The sequence below is a fragment of the Pontibacter actiniarum genome (genome assembly GCF_003585765.1).
GTDB lineage: Bacteria > Bacteroidota > Bacteroidia > Cytophagales > Hymenobacteraceae > Pontibacter > Pontibacter actiniarum.
On sequence record NZ_CP021235.1, the window covers coordinates 1,666,094 to 1,691,444 of the forward strand.

A 25,351-nucleotide genomic window follows, 5' to 3' on the forward strand; every position below is an offset into this window, starting at 1 on the left:
CTGCTGTTTTAATATGGTAGTGCAAATTAGCTGTTACTGATTTCCAGCCACTTTGTGAAGATCTTCTGCTGGAGCTGCGTTGGGTTATCTGTGCGGATAAACTGGTAGCGGACGCTATCGTCTTTCTGCATTTTGATCTCCAGCGTCTGCAACATGCCGTCTCTTGAGATCAATACCTTGGCAGTGTCGCCCACTTTCATGTTGGAGATAAAGCGCTCCAGGTCATCACCGGCACGCCAGCCGTTGATCGCGATAATTTCATCGCTCACGTTCAGGCCTCCGTTCCAGGCACTGCTTCCGCGGTTTACACCGCGCACCAGCAGCTTGCCGTCCGACAGATAGGTAGAAGCGCCCCAGTTGATGGCATTGCTGCCCTCGTTCACGTTCACCAACTGCAGACCGGCGGCATCGAAGTACTCGTTGTAGTTCGGCGACTGCGTACCGTGCACATAGTTGCGGAAGAAAGCATCCATATTGCGGCCGGATATTTTCTCCACTGCCTCTTTAAACTCCGCCTCTCTAAAGCCACGACCCATCTTCTTGTAGTAGCGCTGGTACATGTAACGCATCACATCATCCAGACTCTTCTCTCCTTTCGTCGCTTCCATGATCTCCATGTTCAGCAAGTGGCCCAGCACACCGCCTTTGGTGTAGTATGATACTTCCGCGTTGTTAGAGTTCTCGTTGCGGCGGTAGTACTTAATCCAGGCATCGAAGCTAGCCTCAGCCACCGGCTGAATCTTATTGCCAGGGGTGTTCTCCACAGAGTTGATGCTTCCGGCCACTACGCCCAGATAAGCGTCTGGAGAAGTAAAGCCTGCACGGCGCACGATCAGGTCATCATAGTAGCTGGTGATGCCTTCTGACACCCACAGCAGGCGTGTGTAGTTCTCGTTGTTGTAGTCAAACGGGCCGAGGGCCTCCGGGCGCAGGCGCTTCACATTCCATAAGTGGAAGTACTCGTGCGCCACCAGGCTCAGAAAACCATTGTAGCCACTCTCAGTGCCGTAGTTCCAGCGGGAGGTCTGCAGGGTGGTGGAGTTCAGGTGCTCCAGTCCGCCGCCGCCGCGCTGCAGGTTGTGCACGATAAACACGTAGCGGTCGACAGGCAGCTCGCCCATCACTTCTACAGCTTCTTCTGTCACCTTTTTCATGTCAGCCATCAGGCGCTGCGGGTCAAAGTTCCCTTCGCCGTACATAGCCACTTCATGCGGCACGCCAGCGGCTGTAAAGGTATACACCTCGTGTGTTCCTATCTCCAGTGGAGAGTCGGCCAGGATATCGTAGTTCGGGAAAGTATAAGTAAACTTACCTGTGCTTTTCAGGCCGGTGGAAACTTTGTCCCAGCCGTTGTACGGCTTCACTACCAAAGTGCCGTTCAGGTTCTGGTAGCCTTCGGGATACATAAAAATGCTGGTACCGTTCACATAGCCGTGGGAGGCATCAAGGTAGCTGGTACGTACGCTCAGTTCATAGGCGTACACGTCGTACTTGGCGCGCACCACATCTGCTTTGTTGCTATACACTCGCCAGGTGTTCTTGTCTATTTTCTCTGTGCGGAGCTCCTTGCCTGCTTTGTCTGTTGCCTCGAAGCCCTCTACGTTTTTAGCGAACTCGCGCACCAAGTAAGAGCCGGGGGCCCATACTGGCATGGTGAAATCTACGTAGTTCTTTTTAACGCCGCTAAGCTCCGCCTCTACCTCAAAGTAGTGCGTGTGCGGCTCCGGCATTGAGAGCGTGTAGCGCAACTCTGCCGCCAGCGCAGCCGCAGCGTTGCCCAGGCAAAGGAACAGGACTAATAAAAGTGAAAGTTTAAATCGGTTGTGTTTGAGCATGTTTATGTTAAGGGTTAATGATTAAAGCTTTGGCATGTTACAACAAAAACCGTGCTTTTCAAAATCCCTATATAGCCCAACCGTGCTACAAAACGCTCAGGAAGCACGCGGCACGGCTGTTTGCTGCAGCCAATGAAGTGCCTCTCCTACCTCACAGAAGTTGTTCAGAATAATAAAGGAATTGTAGCTCTGCAGGCCGAACTTACCCGCTTCCTTTAGCAGCACCTGGTAGCACTTCTCCGACAGCACCATGGCCACATAGTTGCCTGTTCCGAGGTTCATCATGATTCGTGGGAAGAGGTGCGTGTGCAGCCACGACTCCTCCTGGTCGTTTAAGGAGCCAATCCCGCGCAGGTCCAGGAGCCAACGCTTCACCTGGTGTTCCTCGGCATACTGTAGCGCCTGCAAGAAGCCCGCTATAAACTCCTCTGTGCCTGCTTTCCTGAAACACGCCATAAAAAGAATTCCCTGCCCCTCATCATACTTAACTTCCAGCGAGCTTGTGCTATACAACTCCATCTATGTCCTCCATTTTCTTTGCGGCGCAAAAATAAAAATTAAAATTGATATAATACTATTTAAGAAAGATTCATTTCTATTATTTCTTAAATAATATTGAATGGCAGGTTTGTGAGGGTAAACAGTCAAGAGCAGGGAGTAAACTTTTTTATCTGGAAAGAGTGTTGTTAAGGCTACGGTAAAAGAAACAGCCATGGCTGTTAGAAGGCGTTTCGACCATAGCGTATGGTGGAAACGCACGCCTGGCATGAATTTTTCATGTAAACACCTGTACCAAATACCCTACGCTATGAAAAAGACTGTGCTCCTGATGCTTTTCCCGTTGGCTTTGCTTGCCTTGCTTGTACTTGTAGTGCCGCAGCATTTTGCAGGCACGCCGCCAAAGCTTTCCACTTTTGTAGCGGCTTTGCCGGATAGCGCAGCTAGCGCAACGGCTCCCTTACCCCCTGTGCAGGCAAACCCAAAGCGACAGCAAGTGGTGAAATATGCCATGTCGCTGCTTGGCTCTCCGTACGTGTATGCCGGCATAAGCCAAAACGGCTTCGACTGCTCCGGTTTCACCACGCATGTTTTCCAGGAATACGATGTGGCGATTCCGCACTCGTCGCGCATGCAGGCGGAAGAAGGGCGCGAAGTACCGCGGGAGCAGGCCAAACCCGGTGACCTGGTGATTTTCACTGGCACAAACCCGGATCTACGCCGGCCCGGACATGTAGGTATCGTCATTTCGCAACCCGGCGATACGATCTCTTTCGTGCACTCCTCCTCTAACGGTGGCGTTAAAGTAAGCCAGGTGGAAGGTTCGCGCTACAACCTGCGCTTCCTGGAGGTGCGAAGGGTGCTGTAGGCATCCATATAAAACTGTTTTCGCTTTTCTCGTACACACAACCATAGCAGGCCCGTTGGGCCAACTGTACACTAAACCTATAGCTATGGTACATCCTTACATTGTAAACACAATTAATGCGCTGGTGCTGCTTATCGCCGGCCTTGTTAACTATTTTGCCAACCCCGCCAAGCCCCCGACAGCCTTGGTCGTGCCTTTTATCGGCCTGCTGCTATTGGCGTGCACCTATCATTTGCGCAAGCATAACCGCTTTGTGTTTAACACCGTTACTGCGCTTACGCTGTTGGTGGGCTCACTGGTAATCTGGCAGATAGACCCGGAGGTGTTTGAGTGGAACAGGCATTACATACTGCTGCTCGTGATGGGTATCAGCTGCTTTGCAGCCGTAGCGTTCTACGTGGGGAGTTTTGTGCGGGAGCGCCGTATGGGCAACAACTCTATCTATAAAGATGATCTTTAGGGAGCCGCACCCTTGCCTGTTTTGAGGTGCGCAGACGCGGTAAGGGCAAAAAAAGAAACACCTGATGTAGCCCGTCAAAGTACATCAGGTGTTTCAGGAATCCCTCAACTTCTTAGTAAGCGGCGCCCTGTTTTTCAGTTTACCATCTTGTAAGAAGACCTGAGGTAACATCGCTATCTGCGCAAGCAGTAGCTATTACTGCTTACTAAGCCAGCCCACCTTTTGAGTGAACATTATTACCTAGGCTTACTAAGACGACCGATGGATTAGACATAGCACCTCCTTTCTCTTTTGTCCGACATAAACCTTGGGCGCATCCGTGTATTTCCGGCTTACAACCCAAAGCCCGTGGCACTCGCCACTTACTGATGTATAAAGGTAAAAAGACGTGTAAAAGTTCACAATAGTTTAGCCTTTGTTGGTAGCCTCAAGGGTGCTTGCTGGTCAAAACATAGTCCACAAAGCAAGCTCAAAGTATAACCTACTGACATACAACCAGCTGCAGACACAGCTGCTGTCTTAGGCAGGAAAGCCAGGGCAGAAAAAAATATTTAGCCAGCCAGTATTGTACTTGGTCCCGAATTTGTTCTGCTCAGACCATACAAATGAATTATTTTTTCTATATTTCGTTGCATTACAAACACCTAAACTAATTTCCCATGAAAAAGCACCTTTTAACCTTAGTAGTGCTCATGCTGTTTACCACCTGTGCATGGGCTCAGAAAATGTCTCCGCTCGGCACCTGGACAAATGAAGACGGCAAGGCAAAGTTTGAAATTTACCAGTGCGGCGATGAGCTGTGCGGTAAAATTGTGTCGCTGAAAGAGCCTACCCGCAACGGTAAACCGAAGACAGACGATAACAACCCGGACAAAAAGATGCGTACGCGCCCGCTGATCGGCATGCAGTTTATGAAGGGCTTCGAGTATGACGGAGACAACAAGTGGGACGAGGGCACTATCTATGATCCGGAAAGTGGCAAAACTTACTCCTGCTATATGAAGATGCTTGGGAAAGATAAAATGGAAGTAAAGGGATACATCGGCATTTCATTGATCGGCCGGGCCCAGACCTGGACACGCGTCAATTAAGCGCTTGAGCAGACCCAAAAGGAAAAGGGCCGGCAGTACTGCCGGCCCTTTTTTATTAACCCTTTACATGCGTTTTTACTCGCTTTCTGAGATTTTGTTTTGCCAGAGGCCCTGGTAAGGCGTTTTTCTAAAAAATCTGCAACACCTTATAGCTTTTGTCTCTAAAGGTAAAGCTCTCTCCCGCTGTTTTGCCCGCCATTGCCTTAAAGAGCGGCGACATGCCGGAAATGGCAAAGTATGACTCCCCTTCCAGTTTCAGCTCACCCACGCTCACACCGATAAAGTAGTTCTGTAGGTTTGTATGCACCACGGCTCCCAGCGATACATCATGGTTCAGCTTGGTCGCGTTAATGCGCCGCAGTATGCTTTGCGTCGTCATCAGTTCATCCAACTGCCGCGCATACATGTCACGCTGGATCTGGCAATTCTCCCTAAAGGACTCAAACTTATCCTCCATGGCCCCCTGGTGGTCGTTCGCGCTTTCCTGTGCCTCGTCCATGGCATCCTTTGCAGCTTTAATCTGGTTGCTCAGCAGCCGCGAGCACTCTTGAAGCAGGCGCTTCTTCGTTTCTAATTCTTGTGTCAACATTTCCATAGGTTCATTGCTTTAGACCCAGCAGTGGCTATAAGCAGCAGGTTTTAACCGGCAATTAAGTACACAGCTGGCATATTTCAATTTGTTTTAGCTAAATTTAAATTTTGCTTTCCCGGAGTTTTGCCCTTTTCATTGCTGGCGAAGGTATAGGCTAAACTATTTTAGGGGAAACATGTTTTATGGGTAAATTAACAGATGCCATTTAACGATATTTTTAACCGATTGTTGGGCCTGGGAGGCAAAATGCCTACGTGTACAAAGCTGGAACGTTCCGCAAAGTTTAAGGCGGCCTACCAGGCGTGGGTGCAAGCGCAGGTGTACCTGAACTGGACAGGCCCGTTTCATAAAGCGTACCATTTTCAAAAGGCGGGTATTTCCGGCGGCCTCCGGGTGCAACTGGTTCAGGAAGAGCACATGAAAGGGGCCGTTTTCTTCTATGACCCCAGTATCGGCCCTGCTAACTTTTCTTTCCTTTACGACCTGCTGAAGGACCGGCTGCAGCAGCACGGCTACACCCTGCGCAGCTGCGACAAGCTGGAGGTGCGCCATGAGCGGTACACGGAGCAAGTGGAGAAATGCCTCCTTACCCCTCCCGCCTCCGACCTTCCAGGCACCAGCCTCTGCAACCAGCTGTACGGGAATATCCTGCTGGACTACATTAAAGTGAATAAACACCCCGGCTTTATCCGATTTATCGCCAATACCTACAACGACTCCTATTTCTCTACACCCCTCCCCTTTGAGGAGCTACTTGAGAAAGTATTACAACCACAAGAAAAACAGCGCATTTAAACTGAAAGTAAAGCAACTGCAGAGGCAGCAGCGCAGTATAATTCCTGGTATTTTGTTTTAATTTACCTGAATTTAAGGTATATTTAAGACAATATAGTATCAGAAAATTAGCATACGCCTATGCAGCGACGTCTACTTCTCCTGGTTTTCCTGTTATGCTCCTGCGCAACGGCAAGCGCTACCCATATAGTAGGTGGGGAGTTTGAGATGCAGCACCTGGAAGGCTACATATACCGCCTGCAGCTGAACCTGTACTTTGATGTGGTGAACGGAAACCCAGACGCGCTGGACCAGACCATCACCGTCAGCATATTCGAAAAGGGGAGCAACCGGCTTGTCCGGACGGAGATGATGCGCTTGCGGGAACAGTCATATGTGCCGTACACCAACATTGACTGCACCGTGGGGCAGCTTGTTACCAAACGGCTGGTGTACTATGAAACGATTAGCCTGCCCCCCAGCACCTTCAGCAGCCTTGATGGCTACTATGTCACCTGGGAGCGCTGCTGCCGCAACGGCACGATAAACAACATTGTCCGGCCAGAGGATGCCGCCCAAACCTTCTATATGGAGTTTCCGGCGGTGGCACGAAGGGGCCAGCCCTTTGTTAACTCCTCCCCCGTGCTGTTCCCGCCCCTCAGTGACTATGCCTGTGTGGGAGAGCAGTTCTATTTCGATTTTAACGGCAGCGACCCAGACGGTGACTCCATCGTGTACGACATGGTTACCCCGCTCAACGGCTTTACCAGCCCCAGCATGCCCGCCTACACCATACAGCCACGCCCTGCGCCTTACCCTGAGATCACCTGGCGCAGCGGGTACAGCGCCGATATACAGGTGCAGGGAAATCCAGCGATTGATATAGACCGGCAAACAGGGCAGCTTACCATGCGGCCTTCGCAAAAAGGCCTGTTTGTTTTCGGCATACGGGCGCAGGAGTATCGGAACGGAGAGAAGATCGGTGAGGTCAGACGCGACTTTCAGGTGCTCGTGCTGGACTGCCCCCGAAACCAGACACCCGTTGTCGTGGCCCGGGAGCAGGGCAAGAAAAACGACTATCAACAGGGAAACATACTGCGCATCAGCTCCACTGACCCCAACCGCTGCTTAAATGTACTTTTCACAGACCCGGACCTGAGCGAGTACGTGGAACTACGGGCGCGGCCGGTTAACTTTTCCCGCCGCGACTATACTTTCCAGGGAGTTACAAAAGGATTTATTAACCAGGGCAGCACGCCGGACACGCTACAGGCAACCCTCTGCTTTGAAGAATGCTTTGACACCGAAGGAAAAGTATACCTCATGGACCTGATTGTGAAGGACGACGGGTGCAGCCTGCCCCGCCAGGACACCATTCGCGTGAGCTTTGTAGTAGAACCTGAACCCGACGCCCCTCCCGCCGTGTCGCTATCAACAAACAAGCGGGTGTTTAGCGTGCAGGAGGGGGACCAGATCACTTTCGATGTGCTGGGGCTGGACCCCGATGAAGATGTAGTGACGCTGTCAGCAGAGGCAAAGAACTTCGACCTTGCCACGCAGCAAATAACGTTTGAAGGTAAAAGCGCGGCAGGTCGTGTCAGCTCTCCCTTCACGTGGGATATTACCTGCGAAACGCTGCAGCAGGAGTCCTATACGCTGGATTTTGTGGTGCGCTCCACCGAGTGCGGCAAGGAGGTCCTGCGAACGGAGACAATAGAAGTACGCACCAGCTCCACCAACAACCTGCCCACGCTGAGCTCTGACCAGGAACTGACGGTTGTGGAGCTGGAGGTAGGCCAGCCTTACAGCGCAAACCTCTTTGGGCGAGATGTGGATATGGACCCGCTCTCCCTTACTGCCGCCGGTGAGGGATTTACGCTCGAAACCTATGGCATGCGCTTCAACAGCACCGGCGGCAACGGCGAAGCAGACGGTGTGTTTAGCTGGACCCCTACCTGCGAAGCGCTCCAAAACGAGAAGTTACAGGTTAAGTTTCAGCTGGCCGAGGATACCTGCTCCTCTTCACCGGACCAGGAGCTGGTGCTGGAGTTTAGGCTGAAGGACCCGAACAACGCCCCTGCCCTCTCCACAGACCAACAGGCGTATGCCTTCACCCTACAGCTAAACGAAAACTTTGAGGCCAACTTCAACGGGCTCGACGTGGACTTAGACAACTTGCTGCTCACTGCAGAGGGCGAGGGCTTCAACCTGGCAGACTATGGCATGGCGTTTACAGGAGCAGGGGGGGTTGGCGAGGCGGCAGGCAAGTTTACCTGGCAGGCCACTTGCCCAGCCCGCGAAGGCGACGTGCTGCGCGTGAACTTCACCTTACAGGAGGATGCCTGCGTGCCGAAGCCGCAACAGCTCAAGATGGAGTTTACCGTGGAAGCGCCCAAACTGGCAGACTACATACCGGCTAACATCTTTACTCCGAACGGCGACGGTAAAAACGACTTTTTTGAGATACCGGGCATGCCTCCGGAGTTCTGCTCCGCCACCTTCACTAGCATCCGGATATTTAACCGCTGGGGTAAGGAAGTATACCGCAGCACCTCCAGCAGTTTCCAGTGGAACGGCGAGAACGTAAACGACGGCGTATACTTCTATGTGATTGACTACGGCACCACCACCTACAAAGGCAGTGTAACCTTGGTGCGCTGAGCCCTGCTGTTCCCATACAAAGCAAAAGCTCCTGCCTAAGTATAACGCTTCAGCAGGAGCTTTTGCTTTTACGTATAGGTGGTATAAAATCAGGCGATGAAAAGGAAGACGAGGTACAAGCCCAGCCACAGAAAATCCATAAAATGCCAGTAGCTGTTCAGCATGGATAGCTGCAGGTGCCGGAAAGGGTCCCGGATAAAGATAAGGCTGCGCACGCCGTCGCTGTTCACATACATGGTCTTAAACACCATAAACGACAGGAAAATAACGCCGCCCGCCAGGTGCAGCATGTGCAGTGCGGAGATTAAGTACAGGTAGGTTCCGGAGGCCTTGCCGGAAAAGTGGACGCCAGTGCGCGACATTTCGTTCCAGCCGATCAGTTGCGTACCGATAAAGAGCAGGCCCAGTGCTAATGTGATCCCGAGGTAGCGGGCCATCTTTTTGAGTTTTTCCTGCTTGTAGAGGCGTGGCACCCGGGAGATGGTATAGCTGCTGAAGAGCAGCAGGATAGTGCTCACACTGAAAAATTTCGGAAGCTCAAACGCCTCGCCGGGGAAGCCGCCTGTACGGGCAAAGGCAACTGTCAGGATAAAGAACAGCACCCCGATACCAATCATGCTCAGGTAGAGCAGCATTCTGATCGGGTGCATTTTCTCGATCCTCTTAAAGGCTGATCGCTGTTTTGAATCTACATGGTTCTTCTTATCCTGGTCCATCCGCTACTCCATTTTCCGACGCTAAGAAAGCTAGTGTGGCCACTGTGCCACTTTACCCCAATTTCATGGGTTTAAACCTCCGGTTACTACATTTATACCTTTATAGCCTCTTTATAGTTTTGCAATTGCGCAGTTAATTTGGCGACTCCCGGCTGCTTTCTTAACAACAGCAGTACGTAGGTTTTGTTCTTTCTCCCGTACTGCTGCAAGTATAGCTGAAGGGAGACCACCCTGAGCCGCCGAATTGCGTTAAGAGAAGTACAAACGCAAACACCAAAACCATCCGATGACTATAAAACTACGCTTTTCATACTTACTCGTGCTGCTTGTGTTGCTGCTCCCGGGCTTTGCCGCCTCGGCACAGCAGGAACGTGCGCCGTACACCGGCAGCAACCGTATATTTATTGCGCTGGAGGGCCCCACAAGCCGCTATGAGTTTAGCTCCAACCAGATGCTGGTGCGCCACAACAAAGCCACCCAAAAGCTGGAGTGCATCCTGCCGGTAGCCACTTTGCTGCCCCTGAACGACTCTATCCCTCCGGCAATGGCTTTTGAGGTGCTGTTTGGAGCCAAATACCCGCAGCTGTACATCAACATCGATGCACCGGTTCAGAAAATCAGTGCCGGTAACCTTACCCCTGAAACCATACGGCGCACCACCTCTATCGGCCTTCAGGGCGTGAACAACGAAACAGTGGTCCCTGTGGCTTTTACCTCTGAGAACAACTCGCTCTATTTCTCTACCAGCTTTGACCTGATGCTGGACAACTTTCAGGCTTCACTGCCTATAGAGTATGCGCCACTGTTAACGGGCCGTATCCTGATTTCCATTGACAATGCCCGCTGGATAAACCTTGAAATGCGATAGCGCCTATACTTAACAGACACAAAAAAACATACCCTCACCCAAAGAGAACAACCCTAGCACATGCCCTGCCCTTTACCCCCTGCACCTTCACGGTTCCTATACATACTTCTGCTTTTCTGCCTGCTGAGAGCGCCAGGCGTGGAGGCACAGAAGGTAGGGCTGGTTCTGAGCGGCGGCGGCGCAAAGGGAATTGCGCACGTGGGCGTGCTGAAGGCCCTTGAGGAGCATAACATTCCCATTGATTACATTGTCGGCACTTCGATGGGCGGCATCGTGGGTGCCCTTTACGCTGCCGGCTACTCCCCCGCCGAGATCGAGTACCTGATGAACACGCAGGAGTTTCAGAAATGGGCCAGAGGAGCCGTGGAGGAAAACTATACCTACAGCTACAACGCATACCGGCACAACCCTGCCCTGCTGCGCCTGGGCCTCGCCTATGACTCTACCCTGCAGGTGCACCTCAACCCAAGCTTGGTAGACGATGCGCCCCTTAACTTTGCGCTGGCGCAGTTGCTGGCACAGCCGGCGGCCAAAGCCAACTATAATTTTGACAGCCTGATGGTCCCGTTCCGGAGTGTGGCAGCCGATATCTACACGCAACGGGAAGTGGTGCTGGAAGAGGGGCAGCTAGCGGATGCCGTGCGTGCCACCATGACTGTTCCGCTCTTCTTCCGGCCGATCAGAGTCGAGGGCAGGCGCCTCTACGACGGCGGGCTCTACAATAACTTTCCGGTGGATGTGATGAAAAAGGAGTTTTCCCCTGATGTGATCATCGGGGTGAACGTCTCCTCAAAAGTCTACAACGAGTACCCTTACAAGAAGGACGACCTGGACCTCCCCCAGACCCTGCTGTACGCCCTATTATCCAAAAGCGACTCCACCGAACTCGGTCCGAAGGATATCTATGTACAGCCGGAGGTGGATGATTACACGGCACTGGACTTTAACAAGGTTAAGTCTTTGTTTGAGGCAGGATACAAAGAGGCGCAGGAGGAGATGCCAACCATAGAAAAACGCATTGAACGCCGCGTAACGCCTGCAGAAATAGAACAGCAGCGGATAGCCTTTCGGGAGGATTTCAGCACCCTCAGCTTCGACAAGGTACATGTGAATGGCCTCACGGAGCAGCAGGCGCGCTATGTCCGAAACCATTTCCGCCGCAACGGCGACGGCACCTATAGCATGCAGGAGATAAAGCGCGGCTATTTCAGGCTGGCTGCCGCTGACAACTTCTATAACCTGTACCCGACCATTCGCTACAACCCGGACAAACAGCACTACGACTTTGCCCTGGATTTAAGCACCAATACCGATTTACAGCTGGCCGTTGGCGGTGTGCTGGCCTCCCGGCCCATTGATAATATCTACGCCGGACTGGAATACAACCTGCTGCGGCGCTACCTGTACACCTTCTCAGGGAGCTTCTACACAGGGCGCTTTTACCAGGCAGCGCGGCTGCGGGTACGGCTGGATGTACCCGCCCGCTTCCCCTTTTACCTGGAGCCGTCGTATACCTACAACAACTGGAACTACATCTCCACAAAGGGCTTTCTGCTAGAGAGCACCGAAGACCGGCAGCCGTTCCTAGAACAGAGCGACAAAAGCTACGGCTTGGCGCTTGGCTTTACCAACACTTATAAAGGCAAACTGGTGCTGAGTGCCGCCTACGCCCAGACAGAAGACCGCTACAGCAACCAACTGGAGATCCGAAGCACAGACACCCTGGACCGAACAGCCTTCGATGCCTACACCGCTGCCGTCACGTTTGAGTTCAACAACCTGAACCGGCGCCAGTACGCCAGCGCGGGACGTAGTTTTGTGGCCTCTTTACGCTACATTAACGGGGAAGAGAAGTATAAACCGGGCTCAACAGCCAACCAGGCCCAGCGGGCGAGCAGAGAGCACCAATGGCTAAAGCTACGCGTAAGCTATGAGCGCTATCACACGTTGGGACAGCACAGCTGGGGCTACCTGGCAGAGGGTGTGCTGAGCACGCAGCCCTTTTTCCAGAACTACAGAAGCACCCTTACAACCACGCCCGCTTTCACGCCGTTGCCAGACAGCAAAACGCTCTTTCTGGATTCCTTCCGCAACGACCGCTATGTGGCAGCGGGGCTCCGTTATATTTTCTCCCCTGTTCCTAAGCTGGATCTGCGAGCTGAGGGCTTCCTGTTTCAGCCTTACCAGGCCATTCGGCAAGACAAAGAACAACAGGCTTATTACGGCTCTACCCTAAGTGGCACCGCTTTCATTGGCAGTGGCACAGTGGTATACCATGGTTTGCCAGGCCCCGTGTCTCTCAGCCTGAACTACTATGATGATAAAGCAAAACGGTGGGGGGTACTTTTCCATGTCGGCTATATCCTCTTTCAGGAGCGCCCGTTTGAGTAAACCGCACTTAAACTACTTCTTCCACAAGACGAAAGCTTATAATTGATTTACAACAATCTATACTTTTACCAAACATGTGTTTTGACATTTTGTCATGCCAGCTTATTAACAACACTTGCCGCGGAGGTTTAAGGGAGAGAGGAGGTCTGGGAATAGCCTCACCTAACGCAGCTTGCCTCGGGCAACCTACTACCGATCCTACCGAGGCTATGCAACAGGAGCTGGCACAGTACCCACTAGCAAGCCTGTTGCCACAACAGTAAAGGGAGGTGCTGCGGCCGTAGACGAAGCAGGTGTCATAAGTATGCTATCGGGTAAAGCCTCCTCATTGCGGGCATCCTAAACGTTTACCAAACCGGTACCTCTGCAGATGTCAGCTGTACGTAAAGCTCACCTATATACAGGATATCCTTAGCACAGGCAACAGCAACTGCCGCAGCCACGGTTAGCCACTGTGCCGAAATTTGCATCTGTGCTTAGTTTTACTACATTTGCTATGTAAATCAATCCCACCCAGAGACATGAAAAAAACAGTTTTCCTGGTAGCCATGGCAGCAGCCTGCTACAGCTGCCAGCAATCCACCCCACCTACCGTAACCGAAGCGGTAGCAGCTAGCACCAGCACCACGACTGGCGCTTCCTTTGGAGCGACCTTTGCCGAAGAGAATACCATCTCTGTCGGGCAGTTGGCTGATGCCGTGGCGGGCAAAGATTCAGTGCAAGCCACTGTGGCTGCCGAGGTGCAGGAAAGCTGCCAAGCCAAAGGCTGTTGGATGGATGTAAGGCTGGCGGATGGGAACAGCATGAAAGTAACCTTCCGGGACTACGGCTTCTTCCTACCTGTGGAAGACCTGAAAGGGAGGCAGGTAGTCTTCACCGGCACTGCCAAACGGGAAGTGATCTCTGTAGAAGACCAACGCCACTATGCGCAGGATGCAGGCAAACCAGAAGCCGAGATTGCTGCCATTACCGCACCAAATGAGGAACTGCGGTTCGTAGCAGATGGTGTAATTCTGAAATAGATTTCCAGATTTGACCCTATATAAGAAGAGGCTACCGTTGAAAGTAGCCTCCTCTTATATAGTAGTTATACTTTAATCAAAACACCTTTTATAACTGGTAAACATATAGCTAGTTAAAAAAATAAGGACTCACATTCTGTACAAGCTTCTTCCTGCCCAAAAGCAACATTCTTTAAAAGTTGAGGGATGAATGGTCACCACGAGGAGGAGGAGCAAGACTCGCAGGAGCACCCTGCCTGCCCCTCTTCAGCCGCTGCCGTGTACCTTCTGTTATTTTCCTGATTTGTACCACCTGCTCCTGCTTCCTTTTTCGTATCTTGCAGGGTTCAAGCACAACCACCAGCTTCAAAACCCAGATGAACAACAACTTTAACGGCGACTACATGCATGGCTCCATCTTCGTTTTTCTGAAGCGCTTTGTGGAGAACTCATACGACTTTAGTACCTGGATCAGGCTATCGGAGGAAACGGGCATCAACCGCACGATGTACCAGATGAATGAGATGTACCCTGTGCAGGAGCTAACGGCTGTAGTAGAGGCCCTCTCTACACTTTCAGGCAAAGACAAATACCAGGTGCTGGAGGAGTTCGGCACTTTTCTCGTTACGGACCTGCTGCTCATTTTTAAGAAGTTCGTAGATCCGAGCTGGGGTACCTTTGAGATGATACAGTACACCGAGCAGTACCTACACGGTGCCGTCCGCCGACAGGATGAGCGTACAAACCCACCAAGGCTTTTCGTCACGAAGGTGAACAAGAACCTGCTCGTGGTTGACTATTACTCCAAGCGCCGCATGGCCAGCATTGCCGTAGGCATCATCAAAGGTATAACCATTTACTTTAACGAAGCGGCAGATTACAAAGTATGGCCAGTAACAGACCTGGAGGCGGAGCGCGTGCAGATACGCCTGGAGCGGCTGCAGGAAACGCCCCAACAGCAGGCGTAGCTTAGCTGCGCAGAAAATCCAGGAGGTACCGGTTATACTTTTCCGCAGCATCGTGGTGCACCCAGTGCCCTGCCTCGTGCAGGAGCATAAGCTCCCCGTTTTGGAGGTAAGCCATACTTTGTTTAGCCATTTCTGCGCGAAGGTAAGGGTCCTGTTCTCCCCAGATAATACGCGTAGGCACGTTCACCATTGCTTTACCGGCTGATGCCGTAGCAGCACCACGCCCTGCGGCACGGTACCAGTTCAGCATGCTTGTGAGGGCCCCGGGCTGTGACCATGCCTGCTTTAGCCGCGCCCCCTGCACCTCTCTCAAGTTGCTGGGCATCTGCTTCATCAGCAACTCCGGTTCAAGTGCGGCAAGAAGCTTTTCGGGCAGCCAGGGCAACTGGAAAAAGAGCGCATAACTGCTGCGCAGCATCTGCCCCGGCTGCCGCCGCAGGTTATGCCGCATCACCTGCGGGTGCGGCACATTAGAGATTACCAGCTTACGCACCCGCTGCGGGTACAGCAGCGCCAGCCGCCAGGCAACAGCTGCCCCAAAGTCATGCCCAACCAGGTGGAACCGCTCCAGGCCCAGCCCATCCGCGAGGCGCAGGATATCCCCGGTCAGTTTGTCCTGGGTGTAGTTCTCGACACCGGGTGGTTTGGAGCTGAGGTTGTAGCCGCGCTGGTCAGGAGCAACAGCATAATAGCCCTGCCCGGCAAGCACCTGTAATTGCTCTTCCCAGGTAAACCAGGCATCCGGAAAACCGTGCAGCAGTATGACCGCCTCACCCGTACTGGGCCCGGCCACGGCAGTGTGCAGCTGCAAATCCCCTACCGGCACGTATCGTTGCTTTATTTCCATCACAAATCCTGTTAAGTCTTCTGTGTTTAACGCGCGACGGCCCTACTCCTACTCCTCCGTCAAACCAACAACTTAAAAAAAGGAGCTCCAGAGGGATAAAACTGCCTATAGTCGTCTAGTTTATAGTAAGGCCTTCTGGCGTTTCGGCAGCAGCTGCTGCCTATACTTATACTTCTATATCTTATAGCCTATGCACTGTAAAAAGTTACTACTCCTTTTTTTCCTCCTCAGCTTTATAACCTCCACTGCCTTTGCACAGCAGGAGAAGTTGCGTGTAGAACCCAGTTTTTGGTGGACAGACATGAAAAACCCCGACCTGCAACTAATGCTGCACGGTCAGAATATCTCTCACCTACAACCTGAACTAAAACACCCGGGTGTGAAGGTGAAGGCTGTGACCAAAGTAAAAAACCCCAACTACCTCTTCGTGACCCTGAACATAGAAAACGCCAAGCCCGGCAAGTCTGACCTGAAACTGAAGCGGGATGGGAAAACGGTGGAGCGCTATACGTATGAACTACGGAAGCGCGACCCGAAGTCGGCCACCCGGCAGGGCTTTGATACTTCTGACGTGCTCTACCTCATTACACCGGACCGCTTTGCCAATGGCAACCCGAAAAACGACTCGGTAAAGGGGATGGATGACAAGCTTAACCGCTCAGACAAAGGGGGCCGCCACGGGGGGGATATTTCCGGGCTGATAGACCACCTCGACTATGTGGATGAGATGGGCTTTACGGCACTGTGGGTAAATCCTGTGCTGGAAAACGACCAGCCGTCCTACTCCTACCACGGCTACTCCACCACAGACTTTTACAAAGTTGACCCTCGTTTCGGCTCTAACGAAGAATACCTACAGCTCTCCAGCCTGGCCAAAGAACGTGGAATTAAACTGGTGATGGACATGATCCTGAACCACTGCGGCTCAGCGCACTGGTGGATGGACGACCTACCAACTGATAACTGGCTTAACTTCCAGGGAGACTTTAAAACCACGAATCACCGCCGCGAAGCCATCCAAGACCCCCACGCCTCTGCCTATGATTACCGAATGCATACAGAGGGCTGGTTCGTAGAGTCGATGCCGGACCTGAACCAGGAAAACGAGCTCCTGGCCAACTACCTGATCCAAAACACGATCTGGTGGATAGAATACGCCGGGCTGGGAGGCATACGCATGGACACCTACTCCTACCCTGACCCGCAGTTTATGAGCGAGTGGACCCACCGTGTCATGGAGGAGTACCCCAACTTCAACATCGTGGGCGAAGAGTGGTCGGTGAACCCGGCCATTGTGTCTTACTGGCAGCGGGGCAAGCAGAACTGGAACGGTTACGTTTCGTACCTGCCCAGCCTGATGGACTTTCCGGTGCAAAATGCCCTGGCCGAGTCGCTGAAAGACGATGAAAGCAGCTGGGAATCCGGCTGGATGAAACTCTACACCATGCTCGTCAACGATTTCCTGTACCCGGACCCGAACAACCTGGTGGTGTTCCCCGACAACCACGACATGGACCGCATCTACACGCAACTAAACCAGGACCCGGAGCTGACAAAGCTTGCCGTAACCTATGTGCTGACTACACGTGGCATTCCGCAGCTATACTATGGCACCGAGATACTGATGCACAACGACGAACCCGATGATCACGGCATTATCCGGACGGACTTCCCCGGGGGCTGGGCCGGTGATAAGCGTAATGCTTTTACAGGCACGGGCCTTACCCGGGAAGAGCAGGACATGCATCAGTTCACAAAAAGGCTGCTGAACTGGCGCAAGAACGCGGAGGTGATCCACACAGGCAAGTTAACGCACTACGCTCCCATGAAAGGCGTGTATGTGTACTTCCGCGACAACGGGAAAGAGCGCGTGATGGTCGTGCTCAACAAAAACACGGAGCCGTATGAGCTGGAGCTGGAGAAGTTCTCCCCGCAGCTAAGCGGACTAACCCAAGGCACGGATGTGATCACAGGTAAAACCTATGACCTGAACCAGCCGACTCTGGCACTGCCCCAGAAGGCCTCCCTGGTGCTGGAGCTGAAGTAAAAATACAGGCAGCAGTGGCGCCCCTTAAAAGACGGGCGGGCGCCACTGCTTTTTAGTGCCACAGCAGCTCACCAGGCACGGCAAGCGAAATAGAGCCTGTGTAGGGGCTAAGAGGCCTCAAGCACAGAGGGCCTGCTATCCTTCCGCTACATTTGTGCGTAAGCCATACGTAACTACTTAAATCAAGCCAACCAACCTTAAACCAACCAGACCTTCATGAGTGATTTTTTGGATAGAGTCTATCTGCACAATTCTGTACAAACCTACCTGATCGCCCTGGGTTTCATCTTAGTGGGCTTCCTGGTCATCAGTTTCTTTAAGAAAAGCGTGCTCACGCGCATTGCACGCCTCACCCAGAAAACAAGCACCAGCATCGACAACTTTCTGGTAGAAAGCCTTGCCCGCTTTGGCGTTCCGGCGCTCTACATTTACGTGGTGTACCTGGGGCTCAACTACCTGGTGCTTTCGGAGCGCGTGTCAAACATCATCGAGTTCGCCACTATCGTGGCCGTCACCATACTTGTGATCAGGCTGCTGTCCTCTACCATCCTGCTCGTGCTGCGCGGCTACATTCACCGCCAGGAGAACGGGGAGGAAAAGGTAAAGCAACTGGGCGGGGTAATGCTCATCATCAACATCATGATCTGGGGCCTCGGGTTCCTGACATTGCTCGACAACCTGGGCTATGATGTCACAACTGTGGTTGCCGGACTAGGTATCGGTGGTATTGCCGTGGCCTTGGCCGCACAAAACATACTCGGTGACCTGTTCAACTACTTCGTGATATTCTTTGACCGCCCCTTCGAAATCGGTGACTTTATTATTATTGATGATAAGATGGGCGTGGTGGAGAATATCGGCATCAAGACCACCCGCCTGAAAAGCCTTTCGGGGGAGCAGCTTGTTTTTTCCAATTCCGACCTTACCAACTCGCGCATCCACAACTATAAGCAGATGCAACAGCGCCGCGTGCTCTTTAAAATCGGCGTGATTTATCAAACCCCATACGAGCAGGTACAGGCCATTCCAAGGCTGCTGCGCCAGATTGTGGAAGAACAGGAGCCGGTGCGGTTCGACCGTGCCCACTTCTCCTCCTATGGCGACTCCAGCCTTGACTTTGAGGTGGTGTACTACGTGCTATCTTCTGAGTACAACACGTATATGGATGTGCAGCAGCAAATTAACATGCGCATCTTTCAGGAATTCAGTAAGCGGGGCATTGATTTTGCCTATCCTACCCGTACACTTTTTGTCGTAAACGAAGAACAGGGAAGTGAAAACCACCAGCCCGTCAGGGCGCTGTAACGCGTACACTTCTGGGATTAGCATATGTTTGGGCGCTCTTACAAAAAGGGCGCCCAATTGCTTTCCGCAGGACTTAGAACTCCTTCAGTTTGAATAGCAGGAAAGAAGGGCAGGTACAGACCCGGTGCTACACGCCCCGTGGCATCAGCGGCTAAGCAGTAAGGCTTTTAAGAGAAGGTGTGTTGTGTCCGTTTGAACACACATAAATAGAACTTAGCGACCGTGGATGGGCACTGCATACCGGGAGCAGGAAAAGGTCAGTTATACTTAAAACTCCCGCATTAGAAGCATATACGCACGGTTTTGGTAGCACAAGCCCCCCTAGGTCCACTGCTAGAGCTGGGCCATCCCATAAAAACCAGACCGTCTCCGAATGCCATTAGAAGAGGACAGGCTTAGGTCGGAAGCACGACTGGTTGCTTCTTTTTCAGGCTGATCAGGCAGGGGTAAGAGCCCCGCTTTAGTCGGACCGGCTGATGAGCATCAGCAGTTGGCACAAGATATATAAACATTGCTTCTCCATGCGGCACAGCCTTCAGTTATTTCGCTTATTTGTTCAAATAAATAGAAATGTAGTACCAATTGCCATACCTACGCGTAGGTATATTTAAACCAGCAGTAGTAAAGTTTGTAAACAAGAATGTAGATTCGTTTGTATAAATATAACATAACTAACATTTATTACCAGTAAATGCAGGAATTTGAGGCCGAAATGCAAGAACTGCAACAGCACAGAATGGCGTGGGTAGAGCATTTGCTGAAAAACACCAAAGACATGGATGCGGTGTGTGACCTGATGCCCGGCATTGTGCACCTTAGCCATCTGCAAACCCTCCAAATGGTGTACCTGGACCGGCGCACCCGCCACTTGCTTGGGCTGGGAATACAGGATATCCTTGAAAAAGGAAAGGAGATGCTGCTGCAGTATGCCGAGCCGGAGTGCTACAACCAGGCGCAGGAAATGTACCGAGAGGTAGCCACGCTGGAGGATCTGACACAGGTTGTGTCCTGCTTTCAGGCCTTCCGCGTACAACACCCGTCCAACTACGAGTGGTATTTTACCAGCACAAAGCGCTTTAGCAAGGATTTAATTATTTCCATTTCTACGCCGCTGCGCACACTCGGGAACATCCACAACCAGGTAGAGCGTGTGCTAAACGAGAACCTGTACATCCGAAAAAACCTGCGCCGCTTCAACACGCTTACCCCCCGCGAAAAGGAGATCATGCAACGCATCTCCAAGGGAGAGAGCAGCAACCATATTGCTGAATCGCTTTTCATATCGCCTCACACGGTAAGCACACACCGAAAAAACATCTGGCGAAAGCTCGAGATAAACAGCTATGCCGAACTGATCAAGCTGGCCGAGTACTTTAACATACTTTAGTGCAGCTCGAAAGGCGCGCCTCCCGCACATTCTACCCGTAAACATTATCCAGGGCAACGCGCCCCGCTCCCTAACCACCGGCTGCTACGGCGATAGCTATTCAATAGCTAAGCCACAACATTGTGCCGAGGGCTTGTACCGGGAAACACGCTGTGTCAGCTGGTGGTGTTACAGTTTCCTGTGTCCTACTATTGTTCCTGCTATGTGCCTTTACCAGCTCATGCCTCCCTTTCCGTGCTGTGCAACGTTCTTATGATAGAGTTGAGGGTACCGCTGCTGACGACATTCACCAAACTCCCTCATTTTGTAGGTGTTGTGGCTTAATATTTGACGACATGCTGCTATGGCGCTAACAAGACAGAACCTACAGGCAAAATTCTCGCTCCGCAATATATTGCTGCCCGTTTTCCTGGGGCTGGGCGTAATCGGCTACATGCTCTACAAGAACTATGAGCCGGGCCAATTGCAGACGCTGGTGCAGGCGAGTCCTTTCTGGGTGGGAATGGCGCTGCTTGTGTTGTTTGTGCGCGACTTCGGCTATATGTACCGCATCCGCCACATCACAGAAAAGGTACTAAGTTGGAAGCAGAGCTTTAACGTTATTATGCTTTGGGAGTTTGCCTCCTGCGCCCTCCCCTCCGTGGTGGGTGGCTCCACCATCGCGGCCTATATCCTGAACAAGGAAAAGATCCCGCTAGGCAAATCCATTGCGCAGGTGATGCTCACGGCCATGCTGGATAATGTATACTTTGTGCTGGCCGTGCCGCTTGTGCTGCTGTTTACACAGGGCCAGGTACTGCCCGAGCTGGCGGGGCTTAGCGAAACGGTTCGGGAAAGCATCGGTATCGCCTTCTTTGTTTCTTACCTGATGATTGCGCTCTATGCCTGCTCCATGTTTTATGCCTTGTTTGTAAACCCGAAAGCGGTGAAGCGCCTTTTAATCAGGCTGGGCCAGCTAAAGCCGCTTCGCCGCTGGAAAGAACCGCTCTTCCGCCACGCAAACGAACTGCTGATCGCCTCCAGCCACATGCGCACTAAAAATATGTCGTACTGGCTGCGCGCAAGTGTCTCTACCGTATTTGTCTGGACGGCCCGTTACCTTATTATCGGCTGCCTGATTGCCGCCTTCACGCACCTGAGCCTGCACGACCACCTGGTAATCTTTGCCCGTAACCTGATCTACAAGATCGTGCTGTTTGTGTCGGTTACACCGGGAGGGGCTGGCTTTGCAGAGATTTCGTTCCCGGCGTTCTTCGGTGCCTTTGTCGGTGGCTTTACCACGATCGTCGTGCTGCTTTACCGCCTGCTAACGTATTATTTATACTTAGTGGTAGGTGCCGTTATATTCCCACGGTGGGCTGCGCGCGTGTACAGTAAAGAGGATGACACCCCTGCCCTGCCACAAAACAATAATTTTCGCCCTATGCCACCTAAACCCCAGCAACTGGCTGTATAGAGGCACTATCATGCAGCGCAGGCCAGAGCCACGCCCGCAGGCTTTTACTCTTTGATCACGATATGGCCACCAACTACAGTGCCTGACCACGCGTGAAAGCACCACCTCAACGCCTTCTTTAACTGGTTACCGAGCATAGGTATAAACAAGAAAGCCGCTCCCGAGGGGAGCGGCTTTCTTGTTCCGATACGAAAAAATTTCCTACAGGCCTTTCTCATACATTAAGATAACGCCCCTGCCCTTTTTGCTGCCTTCGCTGGCGATGTATACTTCACCGTTGTCACCAAATGCAAGTCCTTCGGGCTGGCGCAGCAGGTCCTTGTCCAGCGAAACGGCGCGCTCTATCTTTCCGTCCTCCGACAGAATCATCAGGCGCTGGTTTTCTGCATCGAGCAAGTAAAGGTCGCCTGTCTGCGGGTGCACCTCCAGTGAGGAAGGCTGCAGCACGTCGTAGGCATCTTTGCGCTTGAGGTCGCTGCCCTGCAACTGTGCCTGTGCCAATGGAATTTTGATGGCAGGCTCCAGCTCCATCTTCTTTTTACTGAGGTCAAGGGCGTAAATCCCCTTGTGTGGCCCCAGTTTCTCATCATACCCTTTGCAGGCGATCAGCAGGCGCTTCCCTTTCTCATCATAAGCGAGTCCCTCGGTATCCTGTGTAGCGGCCAGCACTGATTCATGCTCGGTTACGCGGGGCTTTGCCATGAAGTCAGCTATCTCGAATACGGCTCCGTCGCTGCGCAACACATAGGCAGTAGCACCCGCTACTGCTATTTCCTCGTAATCGCCGGGGCCGCCAAACTTGATCTTGTTTTCTACCCTCTTGTTTTGAAGGTCATAGATAAAGATAGCGCCTTCCTCATCCTGCACACAGGCCATTTTGTTGCCTGGCAGCAGCGCGATGCCGGATATCTCCCGCAGTTCTGCCGGAAGCTCCCAGCGTGCAAGCGGCCTGGCAAAATCACTTTCTCCTGCCGCTATGCCTAAAGGCCCCGCCAGCGAGGCATGCTGCGCCTTCACCGGCTGTTGCGCCCCCTGTTGCTGCAGTAGCTCTCCGTTTTCGCTGAAGATGAGCAACACCTCGTCGCTGTTCTGCTCCAGCTCAACCTCATACATGATGGTGCTGTTTTCTGTCACCCGGTGCACTTCCTCTACCTTATGGTTCTGAAAATGCTGCTGCACATGCGTCATGGCCTGTACCGGCAGGTGATCGTTGGTTATCTCTTCGGCTACGCGGATCAGCTTTCCGTTTACGTCGAAAAGAACGGAGCGCTCCCTGCCACTCAGGTCAAACTCAGCCTCATAGCCTTCGTCCTCCTGGTCCCAATCCACGTTTTTCACGTTGGGGTAGAGTTCACTCAAGTGTACTTTTACTGCCTCCGGCACATCTTCCTGGTCCCAAAGGTTATCACACGCACTGGTACTGACCAGCAGCGCCAGTCCTGCTAATTTTATAGTTAGGTTTCTCATTCTTCCTATGATTCTCGTTGTTAAACACTTCAATACAAGTATACTTGCGGATTCTGAAGGAAATTTGGAGAAACAGTGCTTCAGGTGAAATAGATACAGAGACTGTGGACTCCGCTACCGTACCTGTACTTCGGGTGTAGCTGGTAAAGCGAACAGATTTTTTTAACCAGTGCCAAACCGATTCCCAGTGAGCCTACCGTGTCGTCGCCTACCCTGAAGCGGCTGAAAAGCTCCTCTGGCTGCTCCTGGGGCGCATCGCCGGTGTTCTTCACGCACAGTTTCTCCGACGTGAGCAGGATACTTATGCTGCCGCCGGGCTGGTTGTGCTTGATGGCATTGTGCAGCAGGTTCTGCAGCAACACATCAGCCAAACCACTGTTCATTTTGAGGTAGACTTCCTCCAGCTTCTCCACTTTTATTTCGAGGCCCCGCATGGTAATCACCTCCTGCAGCTGGGTGAGCAGGTCCTGCAACACCTGATGCAGCGGCACCTGTTCATCCACTCCAAACTCGCGGTTCTCGATCCGGGTGAGCAGGATGAGCGATTTGTTAAGGCGGGCCAGCCGGTTTATGGCCCCATACATATCCGAAAGCAGTTTGGCCTGCTCCTCGGTCAGGTTCTCCGACTGCATAAACAACTCCACCTTGCTACTTACAATCGCCAGCGGCGTCTGAATCTCGTGCGAAACGTTTTCGGTGAACTCCTTCAGGTTGAGGTAATCGCTGTGGATTTTGCCCGTCATGTTTTGCAGCACCTCGTTCAGCTCCTGAAACTCCTTGGTAGTGGTATGCTGTAGCCGCAGCGGCTGGTGCTGCGCTAAGGTGTAGCGCTTGATCTTGGAAAGGGTATCGTAAAAGTGCCGCCAGGTATACTTGCTGGTATAGTAGTTCACAAAGACAAGCCCGGTCAGCAGCAGCAGAAAGGTCCAGAACATGGCCAGCACGGTACTCTCCACCAGGTCCTGGAAGTCCATCAGCGACTTTAGAACCGTGTACTGGTAAATTTTCCCCTGCTGCTGCACCGAAAAGGTCAGCTGGCGGAACGGGATCTCTTCCTCGTCGTAGGAGCTGTAGATCAGCGTATCCGAGAGCTGTTCCATTACCAAGCTTTCCGGGTGCCCCTCCTTCACAAGTATGGCCTCGGAAATACCGGAGGTTACGTTGGGAAGGCGGTTGTGCTGCCTCACGTAGCTGATGATGTTCTCTTTGTCGGTAAAGAGCTGATCGTCTACCTCATCATAAATCTCCTCGCGCATGGACAGGTAAAACAGCGTGCCCCCCACCGCGAATACCAGCAGCGACACCAGCACATAATAGAGGCTGGTCTTGGTCAGTACCCTCATGGGCTCATGAATTTATAGCCCAGCCCGTAGACCGTTTGAATATAGTCCTCGCCTCCGGCCTCCACAATCTTGCGGCGCAGGTTCTTAATGTGCGTGTACACAAAATCGAGGGAGTCCAGCATTTCGATGTGATCCCCCCACAGGTACTCGGCAATGGACTCTTTGGTAAGTACGCGGTTTCTGTTAGAGACAAAGTAGAGCAGCAGGTCAAACTCTTTCCGGGTGAGCGTAAGCGTCTTACCTGCCACGCTGGCCTCTGCCGACTCCGGCTGTACCTCCACCTCACCTACACGCAGCACCTTCTGGCCGTTAAAGTTTCGCCGGCGCAGCACCGACTTCAGGCGCGCATTCAGCTCTGAGAGGTGAAACGGTTTGGTCAGGTAGTCATCCGCCCCTACTTCGAGGCCTGTGATCTTATCGTCTAAAGCGTTCTTCGCCGAGATGATGATAATGCCCGTGTCGGCGTAGTTCTCTTTTAGAGAGCGCACGATGTTCAGGCCGTTCCCATCGGGCAGGTTTAGGTCCACTACCACACAGGCGTAGCGGAAGGTGGCGGTTTTGTGTTGGGCACTGCGGTAATCATCGGCAGCGTCGCAGGTGTAGCCTTCCTGGCGCAGGTACGCCACTATCGACTCCTTCAGGGCCTGCTCATCCTCTATTACAAGCACTTTCATATCATTCAATTTCCATCTGAAACGGGAAATTACGCAACAAGTCTGAAGGAATCCTGTGCCTGACCAACAAAAAACGACGCCGCACAGGATATATTCGGGCCT

General features: G+C 52.4%; 21 protein-coding genes. 13 read left to right on the forward strand and 8 right to left on the reverse strand.

What is annotated here, in order from left to right; genetic code table 11:
• Positions 1-26: 26 nt before the first annotated feature.
• Both CA264_RS07245 and CA264_RS07250 read right to left on the reverse strand, forming a co-directional pair.
• Positions 27-1,835: a M61 family metallopeptidase gene (locus CA264_RS07245; RefSeq protein WP_025605890.1), complete on the reverse strand. Its 1,809-nt coding sequence runs from the start codon at positions 1,833-1,835 to the stop codon at positions 27-29.
• A 96-nt stretch (positions 1,836-1,931) separates the two neighbouring features.
• Entirely contained in the window at positions 1,932-2,354 is a 423-nt protein-coding gene (locus CA264_RS07250) for a hypothetical protein (protein WP_025605892.1), read from the reverse strand.
• A gap of 289 nt (positions 2,355-2,643) precedes the next feature.
• Here CA264_RS07250 and CA264_RS07255 point away from each other — a divergent pair, with 289 nt between their 5' ends.
• From CA264_RS07255 to CA264_RS07265, 3 genes are all read left to right on the forward strand, one after another.
• On the forward strand, positions 2,644-3,201 hold the full coding sequence (locus CA264_RS07255; RefSeq protein ID WP_025605894.1) for a C40 family peptidase: 558 nt from the start codon (positions 2,644-2,646) through the stop codon (positions 3,199-3,201).
• Positions 3,202-3,286: 85 nt separating this feature from the next.
• A complete protein-coding gene (locus CA264_RS07260) occupies positions 3,287-3,661 on the forward strand; it encodes a hypothetical protein (protein WP_025605896.1) in 375 nt (124 codons plus the stop codon).
• Between the two features lie 659 nt (positions 3,662-4,320).
• Positions 4,321-4,752, forward strand: coding sequence for a DUF2147 domain-containing protein (locus tag CA264_RS07265; protein WP_025605898.1), 432 nt, complete (start codon positions 4,321-4,323; stop codon positions 4,750-4,752).
• Positions 4,753-4,879: 127 nt separating this feature from the next.
• Here the strand turns inward: CA264_RS07265 and CA264_RS07270 are convergent, their stop codons facing one another.
• Positions 4,880-5,347, reverse strand: coding sequence for a hypothetical protein (locus tag CA264_RS07270; RefSeq protein WP_025605900.1), 468 nt, complete (start codon positions 5,345-5,347; stop codon positions 4,880-4,882).
• A gap of 195 nt (positions 5,348-5,542) precedes the next feature.
• On the opposite strand from CA264_RS07270, the gene CA264_RS07275 reads away from it, so the two are divergent.
• On the forward strand, positions 5,543-6,139 hold the full coding sequence (locus CA264_RS07275) for a hypothetical protein (RefSeq protein ID WP_157593658.1): 597 nt from the start codon (positions 5,543-5,545) through the stop codon (positions 6,137-6,139).
• A 120-nt stretch (positions 6,140-6,259) separates the two neighbouring features.
• A complete protein-coding gene (locus tag CA264_RS07280) occupies positions 6,260-8,779 on the forward strand; it encodes a gliding motility-associated C-terminal domain-containing protein (protein ID WP_084196175.1) in 2,520 nt (839 codons plus the stop codon).
• 89 nt (positions 8,780-8,868) lie between these two features.
• Here the strand turns inward: CA264_RS07280 and CA264_RS07285 are convergent, their stop codons facing one another.
• Positions 8,869-9,429, reverse strand: a complete 561-nt coding sequence (locus tag CA264_RS07285; RefSeq protein WP_237151192.1) for a cytochrome c oxidase subunit 3 — start codon at positions 9,427-9,429, stop codon at positions 8,869-8,871.
• 352 nt (positions 9,430-9,781) lie between these two features.
• On the opposite strand from CA264_RS07285, the gene CA264_RS07290 reads away from it, so the two are divergent.
• The 4 genes from CA264_RS07290 to CA264_RS07305 all read left to right on the forward strand — a co-directional run bounded on the left by CA264_RS07290 (position 9,782) and on the right by CA264_RS07305 (position 14,723).
• Entirely contained in the window at positions 9,782-10,363 is a 582-nt protein-coding gene (locus CA264_RS07290; protein ID WP_025605907.1) for a hypothetical protein, read from the forward strand.
• Between the two features lie 60 nt (positions 10,364-10,423).
• On the forward strand, positions 10,424-12,754 hold the full coding sequence (locus tag CA264_RS07295) for a patatin-like phospholipase family protein (protein WP_051364366.1): 2,331 nt from the start codon (positions 10,424-10,426) through the stop codon (positions 12,752-12,754).
• Between the two features lie 521 nt (positions 12,755-13,275).
• The gene (locus CA264_RS07300; protein WP_025605911.1) at positions 13,276-13,776 is read left to right on the forward strand and encodes a DUF4920 domain-containing protein; all 501 of its coding nucleotides are present in this window, start codon (positions 13,276-13,278) and stop codon (positions 13,774-13,776) included.
• A 356-nt stretch (positions 13,777-14,132) separates the two neighbouring features.
• The gene (locus tag CA264_RS07305) at positions 14,133-14,723 is read left to right on the forward strand and encodes a heme NO-binding domain-containing protein (RefSeq protein WP_157593659.1); all 591 of its coding nucleotides are present in this window, start codon (positions 14,133-14,135) and stop codon (positions 14,721-14,723) included.
• 1 nt (position 14,724) lies between these two features.
• Here CA264_RS07305 and CA264_RS07310 read toward each other — a convergent pair whose 3' ends face one another.
• Complete coding sequence (locus tag CA264_RS07310) at positions 14,725-15,570, reverse strand: alpha/beta fold hydrolase (protein ID WP_036775745.1); 846 nt, start codon at positions 15,568-15,570, stop codon at positions 14,725-14,727.
• A 190-nt stretch (positions 15,571-15,760) separates the two neighbouring features.
• Here CA264_RS07310 and CA264_RS07315 point away from each other — a divergent pair, with 190 nt between their 5' ends.
• The 4 genes from CA264_RS07315 (at position 15,761) to CA264_RS07330 (ending at position 21,765) form a co-directional block, all read left to right on the forward strand.
• Complete coding sequence (locus CA264_RS07315; protein ID WP_025605917.1) at positions 15,761-17,617, forward strand: glycoside hydrolase family 13 protein; 1,857 nt, start codon at positions 15,761-15,763, stop codon at positions 17,615-17,617.
• Between the two features lie 216 nt (positions 17,618-17,833).
• A complete protein-coding gene (locus CA264_RS07320; RefSeq protein ID WP_025605919.1) occupies positions 17,834-18,922 on the forward strand; it encodes a mechanosensitive ion channel family protein in 1,089 nt (362 codons plus the stop codon).
• A 691-nt stretch (positions 18,923-19,613) separates the two neighbouring features.
• The gene (locus tag CA264_RS07325) at positions 19,614-20,309 is read left to right on the forward strand and encodes a LuxR C-terminal-related transcriptional regulator (protein WP_025605921.1); all 696 of its coding nucleotides are present in this window, start codon (positions 19,614-19,616) and stop codon (positions 20,307-20,309) included.
• Positions 20,310-20,652: 343 nt separating this feature from the next.
• A complete protein-coding gene (locus CA264_RS07330) occupies positions 20,653-21,765 on the forward strand; it encodes a lysylphosphatidylglycerol synthase transmembrane domain-containing protein (RefSeq protein ID WP_025605922.1) in 1,113 nt (370 codons plus the stop codon).
• 201 nt (positions 21,766-21,966) lie between these two features.
• On the opposite strand, the gene CA264_RS07335 is transcribed toward CA264_RS07330, so the two are convergent.
• The 3 genes from CA264_RS07335 to CA264_RS07345 form a co-directional block, all read right to left on the reverse strand.
• A complete protein-coding gene (locus CA264_RS07335; protein WP_025605923.1) occupies positions 21,967-23,232 on the reverse strand; it encodes an SdiA-regulated domain-containing protein in 1,266 nt (421 codons plus the stop codon).
• Between the two features lie 80 nt (positions 23,233-23,312).
• Positions 23,313-24,575 (reverse strand): sensor histidine kinase, encoded by a 1,263-nt coding sequence (locus CA264_RS07340; RefSeq protein WP_025605925.1) that lies wholly within the window; start codon positions 24,573-24,575, stop codon positions 23,313-23,315.
• Positions 24,572-25,249, reverse strand: coding sequence for a response regulator transcription factor (locus CA264_RS07345; RefSeq protein ID WP_025605927.1), 678 nt, complete (start codon positions 25,247-25,249; stop codon positions 24,572-24,574). The genes CA264_RS07340 and CA264_RS07345 overlap by 4 nt, the downstream gene beginning before the upstream one ends.
• Between the last annotated feature and the right edge of the window lie 102 nt (positions 25,250-25,351).

Bases quoted from the DNA above. Each gene is read 5' to 3' on its own strand.
- CA264_RS07345 (WP_025605927.1), bottom strand. From the start codon at position 25,249: ATGAAAGTGCTTGTAATAGAGGATGAGCAGGCCCTGAAGGAGTCGATA.
- CA264_RS07315 (WP_025605917.1), top strand. From the start codon at position 15,761: ATGCACTGTAAAAAGTTACTACTCCTTTTTTTCCTCCTCAGCTTTATA.
- CA264_RS07245 (WP_025605890.1), bottom strand. From the start codon at position 1,835: ATGCTCAAACACAACCGATTTAAACTTTCACTTTTATTAGTCCTGTTC.
- CA264_RS07300 (WP_025605911.1), top strand. From the start codon at position 13,276: ATGAAAAAAACAGTTTTCCTGGTAGCCATGGCAGCAGCCTGCTACAGC.
- CA264_RS07325 (WP_025605921.1), top strand. From the start codon at position 19,614: ATGCAGGAATTTGAGGCCGAAATGCAAGAACTGCAACAGCACAGAATG.
- CA264_RS07275 (WP_157593658.1), top strand. From the start codon at position 5,543: ATGCCATTTAACGATATTTTTAACCGATTGTTGGGCCTGGGAGGCAAA.
- CA264_RS07330 (WP_025605922.1), top strand. From the start codon at position 20,653: ATGGCGCTAACAAGACAGAACCTACAGGCAAAATTCTCGCTCCGCAAT.
- CA264_RS07260 (WP_025605896.1), top strand. From the start codon at position 3,287: ATGGTACATCCTTACATTGTAAACACAATTAATGCGCTGGTGCTGCTT.
- CA264_RS07270 (WP_025605900.1), bottom strand. From the start codon at position 5,347: ATGGAAATGTTGACACAAGAATTAGAAACGAAGAAGCGCCTGCTTCAA.
- CA264_RS07290 (WP_025605907.1), top strand. From the start codon at position 9,782: ATGACTATAAAACTACGCTTTTCATACTTACTCGTGCTGCTTGTGTTG.
- CA264_RS07340 (WP_025605925.1), bottom strand. From the start codon at position 24,575: ATGAGGGTACTGACCAAGACCAGCCTCTATTATGTGCTGGTGTCGCTG.
- CA264_RS07265 (WP_025605898.1), top strand. From the start codon at position 4,321: ATGAAAAAGCACCTTTTAACCTTAGTAGTGCTCATGCTGTTTACCACC.
- CA264_RS07305 (WP_157593659.1), top strand. From the start codon at position 14,133: ATGAACAACAACTTTAACGGCGACTACATGCATGGCTCCATCTTCGTT.
- CA264_RS07285 (WP_237151192.1), bottom strand. From the start codon at position 9,429: ATGCACCCGATCAGAATGCTGCTCTACCTGAGCATGATTGGTATCGGG.
- CA264_RS07335 (WP_025605923.1), bottom strand. From the start codon at position 23,232: ATGAGAAACCTAACTATAAAATTAGCAGGACTGGCGCTGCTGGTCAGT.
- CA264_RS07280 (WP_084196175.1), top strand. From the start codon at position 6,260: ATGCAGCGACGTCTACTTCTCCTGGTTTTCCTGTTATGCTCCTGCGCA.
- CA264_RS07310 (WP_036775745.1), bottom strand. From the start codon at position 15,570: ATGGAAATAAAGCAACGATACGTGCCGGTAGGGGATTTGCAGCTGCAC.
- CA264_RS07255 (WP_025605894.1), top strand. From the start codon at position 2,644: ATGAAAAAGACTGTGCTCCTGATGCTTTTCCCGTTGGCTTTGCTTGCC.
- CA264_RS07295 (WP_051364366.1), top strand. From the start codon at position 10,424: ATGCCCTGCCCTTTACCCCCTGCACCTTCACGGTTCCTATACATACTT.
- CA264_RS07250 (WP_025605892.1), bottom strand. From the start codon at position 2,354: ATGGAGTTGTATAGCACAAGCTCGCTGGAAGTTAAGTATGATGAGGGG.
- CA264_RS07320 (WP_025605919.1), top strand. From the start codon at position 17,834: ATGAGTGATTTTTTGGATAGAGTCTATCTGCACAATTCTGTACAAACC.